Source organism: Cellulomonas sp. KRMCY2 (genome assembly GCF_000526515.1).
In the GTDB taxonomy this organism is placed as follows: Bacteria; Actinomycetota; Actinomycetes; order Actinomycetales; family Cellulomonadaceae; genus Actinotalea.
This window is the reverse complement of sequence record NZ_JAGF01000001.1, coordinates 4,083,052-4,094,458: the sequence shown is the minus strand read 5'-3', so window position 1 is coordinate 4,094,458 and position 11,407 is coordinate 4,083,052. Positions and strand designations below refer to the sequence as shown.

Below are 11,407 nucleotides of genomic sequence, written 5' to 3'. Positions count from 1 at the left end.
TGTGCTACGCGTCCACTGTGCGGTTCCCGAGATACGGTCGGGAATCCGATTGACATCTCCATAGAGTTTCGGCGGTCATAGCGAAGGGGAAACGCCCGGCTCCATTCCGAACCCGGAAGCTAAGCCCTTCTGCGCCGATGGTACTGCACGGGTGACTGTGTGGGAGAGTAGGTCGCCGCCGAACATTACTTCAGAAAGGGCCACCCCGTCAGGGGTGGCCCTTTCTGCGTTGTCCGTGAGCAGGTGCACCGAGCGGGTGCAGTCCTCGGGCGACGGCAGCCGGTGCAGGCCATGGCCGGCCAGACGCGACGCGATGACACGCGTGAGACGATGGCCGGCGTCACGAAGGGACGAACAGTGGAATCTGGCGACGCAGACCGAGCAGAGAGCGCGAACCAGGGATCTGGTGGCCGCGCGGGACGCGACCGAGGGCGCCCGGACGGTGCCGCGCGCAAGCCGCGCACCCCGGGGTCTGGTGGATCCAGCCGTGGGGACGCCGGTGGTCGTGGTGGTGCGGCCGGAGGTGCGTCGCAGTCGGCCGGCTCGAGCGGTCTGCCGAACCACGGACGCGCAGGCACGCCGTCGCGCGCCGCGGGCTCGGGCTGGACGCGGGACGGCGGGACGCCCGGTCGCGCAGGCGGCGCCGGCCGCGCTCAGGGTGGCTCTACTGGCCGTCCGTCGAGCAGCTCGTCCGGTCGTCCCGCGGGTAGCACTTCCGGTCGTCCGGCGGGCGCATCGGCCGGTCGCCCCGGGCGGTCGGGTGGTCGTCCGGACAGTGCTGCCGGGCGGTCGGGTGGGCGCGCTGTCGCTCCACGGAGCCAGGGGCCGGACCGCGTCATCCCGACAGGCGACCGGAAGCCGATTGCTCCGGAGATCCCCGAGGATGTGCTGGCGAGCGACCTCGATCGTGCGGCGCGGTCGCGGCTGCGGACGTTGAGCAAGGACAATGCGGACGGTGTCGCGCGTCACCTCGTGATGGCCGGTCGGTTGATCGAGGACGACCCCGAGCTCGCCTATGCCCACGCCCAGGCCGCGGTCCGGCGAGCCGGTCGGGTCGACGTGGTCCGCGAGGCCGCAGCGATCACCGCCTACCGGACCGGTCGGTACGCCGAGGCGCTGCGGGAGCTCCGTACGGTTCGGCGGCTCAACGGGTCCGACGAGCACCTCCCGTTGATGGCGGACTGTGAACGGGGTCTCGGCCGACCCGATCGGGCCATCGCCCTCGCGCAGGAAGACGGTGCGCATGCTCTGCCGGACGACGCACAGGTCGAGCTGGCGATCGTCGTGAGCGGGGCGCGCCTCGACCTCGGTGACCCTGAGGCCGCCCTGGCCGTGCTGACCGGCGCGACCGTGCGTAGCGCAGCGGGCGAGCTCGCGCACCGCGTGACCGAGGCCAAGGCTTCCGCGCTCGCGGCGCTGGGCCGGGATGCCGAGGCGGACGCACTGCTGGGCACGCTGCCGGTCGGCCATGAGGGTTCGCCGGGCGGTACGGAGGACGACGTCTTCGTCTTCGACCTCGAGGACGACGGTGCCGAGCACGCGGTGCGGGTCGTCGATCAGGAGGGTGCCGTGGTCACCAGCGCCACGGGCGACGACGGCGACGACCCGGCTGAGCCCACCGATCTCGTCGGTGGCGACCTGCCGCGGCAGGACGTGGGCTGATGCTGATCGCGAGCAGCCGGCCGCTCGCGGCCGCCTTCGACCTGGCGCTTGTCGACCTGGACGGTGTCGCCTACCGCGGTCCGGAGCCGATCGACCATGCCGCGTCGAGCCTGATGGCCGCGCGCGCCTCGGGGATGCAGCTCCTGTTCGTGACCAACAACGCGTCGCGTGAGCCGGAGTCGGTGGCGACCCAGCTCTCGACCCTCGGGATACCGGCCGAGCCGGACGAGGTGATGACCGCGGCCCAGGCGGCGGCGGCTGTGCTCACAAGGCGGTTGGCCCCGGGTGCGCGGGTCCTCGTCGTCGGCGGTGCCGGACTGCTGACCGCAGTCCGGGCTGCGGGGTTCGAGGTCGTCGGCTCCGCCGAGGACAAGCCTGAGGCCGTGGTGCAGGGATTCGCTCCGGAGCTCGGCTGGCGTGAGCTCGCTGAGGCCGCCTACGCCGTCCAGCGGGGCGCGTGGCACGTGGTCAGCAACCTCGACCTGACGCTTCCCAACGAGCGCGGACTCGCTCCGGGCAACGGCTCGCTCGTTGCCGTCGTGCGTGCCGCGACAGGTGTCACGCCGGTCAGTGCGGGCAAGCCGGAGCCGACGATGTTCACCCTGGGCGCGCAGCGTGCCGGGGCCCACCGACCCCTGGTGATCGGGGACCGTCTCGACACGGACCTGGCGGGTGCGCGTGCTGCCGGTTACCCGGGTCTGCACGTCTTCACCGGCGTGAGCTCGGCGCGTGACGCCGTCCTGGCCACGCCGGACGAGCGGCCGTCGTTCCTCGGTGCCGACCTCCGGGCCCTGCTGGTCGCACATCGGGCTCCCGAGCGCTCGGGTGACGGGTGGTGGGTCTGCGGGGCTGCTGCCGCTCGCGTGGTCGACGGCCGGCTCGACCTGAGGCCTGAGGGGGACCGGACGACAACGCTCGACCTCGTGCGGGCGGCGTGTGGTGCGGCGTGGGAAGCCGTCGACACCGGCTCGGCTCTCGATCCGGGAAGCATTCCTGACCTGGCTGTGCACGAGGCCTGAGGACCAGGTCGGACGGGTAGCGTGGTGCCTGCGGGCGAACCGCGTGGGACCTGGGACTGACACAGGTCCCACGGTGGCGCGCCCGTGACCGTGCACGCCTAGGAGGACTCGTGGAGCAGGACCAGACGCAGATCCCGTCAACGGGGGACCAGGCGGTCGATGCCGCCCTCACGGTGCTGGACGGCCTCGACGGGCGTCCCGTGCGTGAGCACGTCGCGGTCTTCGACGCGGTTCACGGCGCCCTTGCCGACCGGCTCGCCGAGACGCGCGACTGATGCCGGCCGTGGCCGCCGAGCGACTCGATGCCGAGCTCGTCCGGCGCGGGCTCGCCCGCTCGCGACGGCGGGCGACCGAGCTCGTCTCACAGGGCCGGGTCAGCGTGGGCGGCGCCGTGGCCCGTAAGCCGTCCCAGCCGGTGCTCGCGGATGACGTCGTCCAGGTCGAGCCCGAAGCCGGGCCCGAGTATGTCTCGCGGGCCGCGCACAAGCTCAGTGGCGCACTGGACGCGCTGGCCGCGCTCGCGCCGGGCGCCCTGACGGTCAGCGGTGCGCGCTGCCTCGATGCCGGGGCGTCGACGGGTGGTTTCACCCAGGTGCTCCTCGAGCGCGGCGCTGCGCACGTCCTGGCGGTCGACGTGGGGCACGGGCAGATCGCCGACGTCGTCGCGAAGGACGCCAGGGTGACCGTCCACGAGGGAACGAACGTGCGGACCTTGACGCCCGCCGACGTCGGGGAGCTGCCCGCCCTCGTCGTCGGCGACCTGTCGTTCATCTCCTTGACGCTCGTCGTGCCGGTCCTGCTCGGCCTCACTGCCGACGGCGGCAACCTCCTGCTCCTGGTCAAGCCGCAGTTCGAGCTCGGCCGCGACCGGCTCGGCGCCAGTGGAGTGGTCAGCTCGCCGGCGCTGCGCCAGGAGTGCGTCCTTGCGGTGGCCGCGGCGGCCGTCGATGCCGGGGCGCTCGTGCGCGCCGTCGTACCGAGCCCGCTGTCCGGACCGTCGGGAAACCACGAGTTCTTCCTCTGGCTGACCCGCGGCCAGCAGGGCGTGGCGGCACCGGATCGCCAGGCACCTGCTGCGGCGTCCCACTCGCACCCGGCGACATCTGCCCCGGCGCGGGCGGCCTCCGCCCGAGGGCCGGCGCTCGTGGCGGCCGTGCGCTGCGCGGTCGTCGACGGGAGAGCCTCGCTGGTCGGACCAGAGGGCCCGGCCGAGACCGGCGGACCGGAGTGGACGTCGGCGGGGTGGACCGTATGAGCGCGTCCGTGCTGATCGTGAGCCACACCGGTCGACCCGAGGCCGTCCACGCCGCCCAGGAGGCCGCGCACGCCCTCGAGGCCGTGGGCCTGACGCCGGTCACCGAGGCGATGCTCGGTGACGTCCGGGACCTGTCGATGGTCATCGTCCTGGGTGGTGACGGCACCATCCTGCGTGCGGCCGAGCTGACGCACGGGTCCGGGGTCCCGCTGCTGGGAGTGAACCTCGGTCACATCGGGTTCCTCGCCGAGAGCGAGCGTGAGGACATCGACGAGGCGGTCCGACGGATCGCCGACGGCAAGTTCGACGTGGAGGAGCGTCAGACGATCGACGTCCGCGTGATGCGACCGGACGGCGTCACCCAGGTCGGGTGGGCGCTCAACGAGGCCACCGTCGAGAAGTGCGACCGCGCGCGCATGGTCGAGGTCGTCATCGAGGTCGACGGGCGCCCGCTGTCCACCTTCGGGTGCGACGGCGTCGTGATGGCGACGTCCACCGGGTCGACCGCGCACGCGTTCTCCGCCGGCGGACCGGTCGTGTGGCCGGACGTCGACGCGATGCTGCTCGTGCCGGTCTCGGCGCATGCGCTGTTCGCCAGGCCGCTGGTGGTCGGGCCGTCGTCCGTGCTCGCCGTGGAGATCCTCGTCCGGTCGACGAGCAGTGGCGTCCTGACCTGTGACGGTCGCCGCAAGCTCGACCTGCCGGCAGGGACCCGGGTCGAGGTCCGACGAAGTCCGGTGCCGGTCCGGCTCGCCCGGCTCACTCACGCACCCTTCACCGACCGCCTCGTCTCGCGCTTCGCACTGCCGGTGACGGGCTGGCGCGGCCGTGCGCCGAACGGCACCCGGATCGAGGTGGCTCCCGACAAGGGCGCTCCGCGTCCGCCCGGACCGGGTGACGCATGATCGAGGAGATCCGGATCGAGAATCTCGGTGTGATCGGGGCGGCGCACGTCCCGCTCGGGTCGGGCCTGACCGCGATCACCGGCGAGACCGGTGCGGGCAAGACGATGGTCCTGTCCGGTCTGGCCCTGCTGCTCGGTGGCAGGGCCGATCCCGCCGTCGTACGTACCGGTAGCCGCCAGGCGACCGCCGAAGGTCGGTTCGTCGTGGACCACGACTCGCCCGTCGCCGACCGCGCGCGCGACGCGGGAGCGGAGCTCGACGAGGACGGGACGCTCGTCGCGCTCCGCACGGTCGCCGCCGCGGGACGCTCCCGTGCCTTCCTCGGTGGTCGGAGCGTTCCGCAGTCCGTCCTCGCCGAGATCGCCGAGGACCTCGTCACCGTGCACGGGCAGCAGGACCAGGCCCGGCTGCGGTCGCCGCGTCGCCAGCGGGAGGCCCTCGACGTCTTCGCCGGCCCCGAGCAGGGTGCGCAGCTGGCCGCCTACCGCTCGGCGTGGGCCGAGCGGGCGGTGGTCGCGGCCGACCTCGAGGAGCTGGTCGTCCACGCCAACGAGCGGCTCCGGCAGGCCGAGCTGCTGCGCCTGGGACTCCTGGAGGTCGAGCGGCTCGACCCGCAGCCGGGTGAGGACCTCGAGCTCGCCGCTGAGCAGGCGCGGCTGACCCACACCGAGGACCTCCGCACGGCGGCACTGACTGCGCACCTGGCCCTGGCCGGCGGCGACGACGCGGCGGGACCCCCGGGCGCCGCGGCGGGCATCGACCACGCCCGCCGCGCCCTCGAGCTCGTGGCCCAGCACGACGACGCCTTGGGCGCGCTCGCCGTGCGCCTTGCCGAGGTCGGGTACGCGGTCGCCGACGTCACCACCGACCTGTCCGGCTACGTCGACCAGGTGCAGGCCGACCCTTCCCGGCTCGCGGCCGTGCACCAGCGCCGCTCCGAGCTCGCCTCCCTCGCCCGGACGCACGGCGGCACGGTCGACGACGTGCTGACCTGGGCGCGGGACGCAGGCCTGCGCCTGCTCGAGCTCGATGGTGGGCAGGACCGCACGACGGCCCTGCGGAACCGGGTCGCCGAGCTCGACGCCGTGCTGGCCGACCATGCCCACGAGATGACGACGGCACGCGTCCGCGCTGCCGACAGTCTGGCGTCAGCCGTGACCGGTGAGCTCGGCGGGCTCGCCATGCCTGCTGCCCGGCTCGAGGTCCGCCTCACCCCGACGGACGAGCTCGGACCCTGGGGGGCCGAGGAGGTCGAGATGCTCCTCGTCGCGCACGCCGGTGCGCCCGCGCGCCCGCTCGGGGTCGGTGCGTCGGGCGGCGAGCTCTCCCGCGTGATGCTGGCGATCGAGGTGTCGCTGGCCACGGCGCCCGGGTCCCAGGCCACCCGCCCGCCCACGTTCGTGTTCGACGAGGTCGATGCCGGCGTCGGTGGCAAGGCGGCTGTGGAGGTGGGGCGGCGGCTCGCCGAGCTGGGCCGCCAGGCGCAGGTGGTCGTGGTGACCCACCTCGCCCAGGTCGCGGCCTTCGCCGACCAGCATCTGGTGGTCACGAAGTCGCACTCCGACGGCGTCGACGTGGTCACGGTCTCGGACGTGCGAGCGGTCGAGGGGACCGACCGCGTCGCCGAGCTCGCGCGCATGCTCTCGGGCCAGGAGGACTCCGCGACGGCGCTCGTGCACGCGGCCGAACTCCTCGAGCGCTCAGTCGTGGGACGATGACAGACGATGAGACTGAGCCTGCACCGGCGCCACGCCGCACCTGAGGGACCCGGACTCCATGGTCCGGTCCGCGTCGACCCACGGACCAAGAACCTGACGAAGCGGCTCCGACCGGGCGACATCGCCGTGATCGACCACCTCGACATCGACCGCGTGTCGGCCGAGGCGCTGGTCGGCTGCGGCCCGATCGCGGTGCTCAACGCCGCGAAGTCGACGTCCGGGCGGTACCCCAACCTGGGTCCCGACATCCTGCTGGCCGCCGGCATCGCCCTGGTCGACGACCTGGGGCCGGACGTCCTCGGGCTGCTCGAGGGCAGCTCGGTGCGGGTGGTCGACGGCGCGGTCTACGCCGGCGAGACCCTGGTCGCGGAAGGCACCGTGCAGGACGAGGCGTCCGTCGCCACGGCCATGGATGAGGCGCGTGCCGGTCTCTCCGTCCAGCTCGAGTCGTTCGCCGCGAACACCATGGACTACCTGCGCCGCGAGCGGGACCTGCTGCTCGACGGAGTGGGCGTTCCCGACATCTCCACGGTGATCGACGGGCGCCAGGTCCTGATCGTCGTGCGCGGGTACCACTACAAGGAGGACCTGACCGCGCTGCGGCACTACGTCAAGGAGGTCCGCCCGGTGCTGATCGGCGTCGACGGCGGCGCCGACGCGATCATCGAGATGGGCTGGACGCCGCACCTGATCGTCGGCGACATGGACTCCGTCTCGGACAAGGCGCTGAGCTGCGGGGCGGAGATCGTCGTGCACGCCTACCGGGACGGTCGCGCACCGGGGGTCGAGCGGGTCGAGAAGCTGGGTGTCGAGCACATCGTGTTCCCGGCCACCGGGACGAGCGAGGACGTGGCCATGCTCCTGGCCGACGACAAGGGTGCTGAGCTCATCGTCGCCGTCGGGACGCACGCGACCCTCGTGGAGTTCCTCGACAAGGGTCGCTCCGGCATGGCCAGCACGTTCCTGACCCGACTGCGCGTGGGTACGAAGCTGATCGACGCCAAGGGGGTCTCGCGGCTGTACCGGCAGCGGATCTCCAGCTGGCAGCTCGCCTGGCTCGTCGTCGCGGGCCTGCTCGCCCTCGGCGTCGCACTGGCCTCCACGGCGGCCGGTCAGACCATGTTCGGACTGTTCGCCGCATGGTTCGACGACGTCTGGTCGTCGCTGCGTGCACTGTTCGGCGGTGGGGCATGACGCGCCCGACCGTCACCGACCGAAAGACATCATCGTGATCGATTTCCGTTACCACCTCGTCTCGCTCATCTCCGTCTTCATGGCCCTTGCCGTCGGCATCGCGCTGGGCGCGGGTCCGCTCAAGGAAGCCATCGGTGACACGCTCACCGGCCAGGTGGACGTGCTGCGTGCCGAGAAGGACGCCCTGCGCGAGGAGCTGAACACCGCGACCGCCGATCTGAGGACGGCCGAGACGGCGTTCGCCGCGACCGCACCGGGCCTCCTGGACGGCATCCTCGCGGAGCGCAGGGTGGCCATCGTCGAGGTGTCCGACGTCGAGCCGGAGGTCCTTGCGCAGGTCGTCGAGCGTCTTGGTCAGGCCGGCGCGAGCGTGACGGCCACCGTGCAGGTCACCGAGGAGTGGACGGACCCTGACCGCAAGGCCTACCGGCAGTCCCTCGCCGGCACCCTGGTCGACTACCTCGACCCGACTCCGGAGGCGGATGCCGGGGTCGGCACCGAGCTCGCCGAGGCGCTGACCCAGGCGCTGACGACACCCGTCCCGACGGACCCGGATGCGCTGTCGGTGGACGCCGGTGTCGTCCTGGACCTGCTCAGCGAGTCCGGCCTGATCGTCCTCGGCGGTGACGTGACGGTGCCCGCCGACGCCGTCGTGATCCTCGCCGGTCCGACGGTGAGCGTCGAGGAGGTCGTCGCGGAGACCGAGGCCCAGCCGTCCGTCGCCCCGGAGGCCGCGGCTGCCGCGGCAGCGCTGGTCGATGCCCAGGTGACTGCCGGGATGCAGATCGCCACCGCTGCGCAGGCCCGGTCGAACGGCGCGATCGTGGCCGGCGGCGAGCTGATCGACCCGAGTCTCGTGCTCCGGCTCCGGCAGGACGAGTCGGCGGCGACCCGGATCAGCACGGTGGAGTCGGTGAACACGCTCACCGGTCAGGTCTCGGTCCCGATGGCACTCAGCGCGCGCCTGGGTGGCACGGTGGGCCATTTCGGCCCCAGCGACGGAGCGACCGCTCCGATGCCACCGCACATCGTCCTGCCGCCGGTCGAACGGATCCCGCAGGTCGTCGATCCGGGGGTGCCCGGGGACGGGACCGCGGTGCCCGGCACCGACCCGACGGCGAGCCCGGAGACGGAACAGGGATGAGCTGCTCCGACGGGACCGTCGGACGGGCTGCCCGGGCCGGCCTGGCCGCCGCGACCGCCACCCGGCTCACGCGGGTCGCGCTCGAGATGGCGACCCGGAGCGGCGACCTGCGCTGGACACGGACCAACCACCGCGGGGCACCGATCAGCCTGCTCGAGGGACCATCCGTTGCTGTCGGGCTCGTCGTCGGCGCGCTGGTGGGCGGCCCCGGTCGCGCCGGTGCCGCGGGCGCCGTCGCGGCTGCGGGTGCGGCAGCCTTCGGACTCGTCGACGACCTGTCGGAGGACGCCGGCCGGACCCGCAAGGGGTTGCGTGGCCACCTCGGTGCCCTCGTCCATGGTGAGCTGACGACCGGCGGCCTCAAGGTGCTCGGCATCGGAGCGACCGCACTCGTCGCCGCCGCGATCGCGACGCCCGTGCCGCCGGCGGCTGAGGGCTCCCGTACGCGCTGGCTCGGCGACGTCGTCGCCTCCGGCGTCCTGATCGCCGCGACGGCCAACCTCGTCAACCTGCTCGACCTACGGCCCGGGCGGGCCCTGAAGGCCGGCATGCTCGTGGCCGTACCGGCCCTGGCGACATCCGGATCGCCGGCTGCGGCGGCATGCCTCGGCGCCGCGGCCGCCGCCATCGGACCGGACCTCGGCGAGCGGGACATGCTCGGCGACGGCGGCGCGAACGCGCTCGGAGCGCTCGTCGGTACCGCGGCGGTGCTCGGTGCGCCGCGTCCCGTCCGGCTCGGCCTGCTGGCCGCGGTCGTCGGACTGACGTTCGCCAGCGAGCGGATCAGCTTCACGAAGGTCATCGCCCGCACCCCGGTGCTGCGCGAGATCGACGCCTGGGGCCGGCCCGGGTGACCTCGCGCGCGCGGTCGGTCGTCGCCGGGCTGGCCGGCGCTGCCGCCATGATCGCGGCGGTCACGGTCGCCAGCCGCGTGGTCGGCTTCGTCCGCTGGCTCGCGATGGCGAACCAGGTGGGGCCGAACAGTCTCGGTGACGCGTACTCGTCGGCGAACACCCTGCCGAACGTCCTCTTCGAGGTGGCGGCCGGTGGCGCGCTGGCCAGCGCGGTCGTCCCGCTGCTGGCCCTGCCGCTCGCTCGTGCCCTGCGTCGGGACGTGGACCGGACCGCCTCCGCGCTGCTCGGCTGGGCGCTGGTGGTGCTCGTCCCGCTCGCCGTGGCCGTCGCGGTGCTCGCCCGGCCTCTGGTCGGTCTGTTCATGCGGGGCGCGACCGAGGCGGAGCTGGACGTCGCCGCGACGTTCCTCGCCGTCTTCGCCCCGCAGATCCCGCTGTACGGGGTCGGGCTGGTCCTGACCGGTGTCCTCCAGGCGCACCGACGATTCCTCGCCCCGGCGCTGGCCCCGCTGCTCAACAGCCTCGTCGTCATCGGGGTCTTCATGGCCTTCGGTCAGATGGTTCCGGGGTCCAAGGACGACCCGTCGACCATCCCGACGACTGCGATCGCGCTGCTCGGCTGGGGCACCACCGCCGGGGTCGCGGTGATGAGCCTCCCGTTGCTGTGGCCGGTGCACCGGGTCGGCGTCAGCCTGCGACCCACCCTGCGGTTCCCGGACGGCGTCGCCGCGCGGGCGCGGAGCCTCGCGATGGCGGGCCTGGGAGCCCTGGTCGCCCAGCAGGTCAGCGTCCTGGTCACCCTTGCCCTGGCCAACCGGCACGGCCAGGACGGGACGTTCCCCGTCTTCCAGTACACCCAGGCCGTGTACCTCCTGCCGTACGCCGTCCTGGCCTACCCGCTGGCGACGGCGACCCTGCCGCGTCTGGCCGAGCATGCCGCGCGGAAGGACGTCCGCCGATTCGCGTCACTCGCCTCGGCGACGACCCGGACGGTCCTTGTCGTGTCAGCGCTCGGTGCCGCGGCTCTGGTCGCCGTCGCACCCGCGATCGAGCAGGTCTTCGTGCGGGTCGCCGACGGTGACGTCACGGGGATGGGCGATGCCCTCACGGCGATGGCACCGGGTCTCCTCGGCTTCGGCCTGATCCTGCACCTGTCGCGGGCGCTGTACGCCCTGGACCGCGGGCGCGCGGCGGTCTCGGCCACCGCCGCGGGCTGGTTCGTCGTCGCCGCGGTGTCCTGGGCCCTGGTGCCCCTGCTCACGGCCGGGCAGCGGGACCAGGTCGCGACCCTGCGCGGCCTCGCGGTCGCCAGCAGCATCGGGATGACTGTCGCGGGGGCCGGTCTGCTGCTGGGCCTTGTCCGGGCTGCCGGGCGCGGAGCGGTCGACGGGCTGGCCCGCACGGCGGCCACCCTGGTCCTCGGCGGTGCCGCGGGGGCCTTGGCCGGTCGGGCCTGCGTCCTGGCGCTCGTCGAGGACGGCATGGCGTCGGCCCTCCTCGGCGGCGTCGTCGGCGCGCTGGTGTGCGTCGTCATCGTGCTCGCCACCGCGTGGGTGCTGGACCGCAGCATCGTGCGCGCACTGGTCGAACCACCCGCCCCGGCCGTCACGTCGGAGGGTCGGGACCGGGACGACTCCACAGTCGGGTAGAGTCGAA

10 protein-coding genes and 1 rRNA gene are annotated in these 11,407 nt (G+C 73.3%); all 11 read left to right on the top strand.

Annotated features, from left to right (window positions below):
• Positions 1-67 precede the first annotated feature (67 nt).
• The 11 genes from rrf to murJ all read left to right on the top strand — a co-directional run bounded on the left by rrf (position 68) and on the right by murJ (position 11,400).
• A 5S ribosomal RNA gene (gene rrf / locus K415_RS0119255) occupies positions 68-184 on the top strand.
• 749 nt (positions 185-933) lie between these two features.
• Positions 934-1,662: a hypothetical protein gene (locus tag K415_RS22230; RefSeq protein WP_155859534.1), complete on the top strand. Its 729-nt coding sequence runs from the start codon at positions 934-936 to the stop codon at positions 1,660-1,662.
• On the top strand, positions 1,662-2,681 hold the full coding sequence (locus K415_RS0119240) for an HAD-IIA family hydrolase (protein WP_024288659.1): 1,020 nt from the start codon (positions 1,662-1,664) through the stop codon (positions 2,679-2,681). Before K415_RS22230 ends, K415_RS0119240 begins: the two co-directional genes overlap by 1 nt.
• Before the next feature lie 110 nt (positions 2,682-2,791).
• Complete coding sequence (locus tag K415_RS24385) at positions 2,792-2,956, top strand: hypothetical protein (protein WP_197024760.1); 165 nt, start codon at positions 2,792-2,794, stop codon at positions 2,954-2,956.
• 8 nt (positions 2,957-2,964) lie between these two features.
• A complete protein-coding gene (locus tag K415_RS0119230) occupies positions 2,965-3,936 on the top strand; it encodes a TlyA family RNA methyltransferase (protein ID WP_024288658.1) in 972 nt (323 codons plus the stop codon).
• Positions 3,933-4,841, top strand: a complete 909-nt coding sequence (locus K415_RS0119225) for an NAD kinase (RefSeq protein WP_024288657.1) — start codon at positions 3,933-3,935, stop codon at positions 4,839-4,841. The genes K415_RS0119230 and K415_RS0119225 overlap by 4 nt, the downstream gene beginning before the upstream one ends.
• Positions 4,838-6,559 carry a DNA repair protein RecN gene (recN, locus tag K415_RS0119220; RefSeq protein ID WP_024288656.1) on the top strand — a complete coding sequence of 574 codons (1,722 nt, stop codon included), beginning with the start codon at positions 4,838-4,840 and terminating at the stop codon, positions 6,557-6,559. Before K415_RS0119225 ends, recN begins: the two co-directional genes overlap by 4 nt.
• A gap of 6 nt (positions 6,560-6,565) precedes the next feature.
• Positions 6,566-7,753, top strand: coding sequence for a putative cytokinetic ring protein SteA (gene steA / locus K415_RS0119215; RefSeq protein WP_024288655.1), 1,188 nt, complete (start codon positions 6,566-6,568; stop codon positions 7,751-7,753).
• 34 nt (positions 7,754-7,787) lie between these two features.
• The gene (locus K415_RS0119210; RefSeq protein ID WP_024288654.1) at positions 7,788-8,897 is read left to right on the top strand and encodes a copper transporter; all 1,110 of its coding nucleotides are present in this window, start codon (positions 7,788-7,790) and stop codon (positions 8,895-8,897) included.
• The gene (locus K415_RS0119205) at positions 8,894-9,751 is read left to right on the top strand and encodes a hypothetical protein (RefSeq protein WP_024288653.1); all 858 of its coding nucleotides are present in this window, start codon (positions 8,894-8,896) and stop codon (positions 9,749-9,751) included. The genes K415_RS0119210 and K415_RS0119205 overlap by 4 nt, the downstream gene beginning before the upstream one ends.
• A complete protein-coding gene (gene murJ / locus K415_RS0119200) occupies positions 9,748-11,400 on the top strand; it encodes a murein biosynthesis integral membrane protein MurJ (RefSeq protein WP_024288652.1) in 1,653 nt (550 codons plus the stop codon). The genes K415_RS0119205 and murJ overlap by 4 nt, the downstream gene beginning before the upstream one ends.
• The last annotated feature ends 7 nt before the right edge of the window (positions 11,401-11,407 follow it).

Bases quoted from the DNA above. Each gene is read 5' to 3' on its own strand.
- K415_RS0119240 (WP_024288659.1), top strand. From the start codon at position 1,662: ATGCTGATCGCGAGCAGCCGGCCGCTCGCGGCCGCCTTCGACCTGGCG.
- K415_RS0119225 (WP_024288657.1), top strand. From the start codon at position 3,933: ATGAGCGCGTCCGTGCTGATCGTGAGCCACACCGGTCGACCCGAGGCC.
- recN (WP_024288656.1), top strand. From the start codon at position 4,838: ATGATCGAGGAGATCCGGATCGAGAATCTCGGTGTGATCGGGGCGGCG.
- steA (WP_024288655.1), top strand. From the start codon at position 6,566: ATGAGACTGAGCCTGCACCGGCGCCACGCCGCACCTGAGGGACCCGGA.
- K415_RS0119205 (WP_024288653.1), top strand. From the start codon at position 8,894: ATGAGCTGCTCCGACGGGACCGTCGGACGGGCTGCCCGGGCCGGCCTG.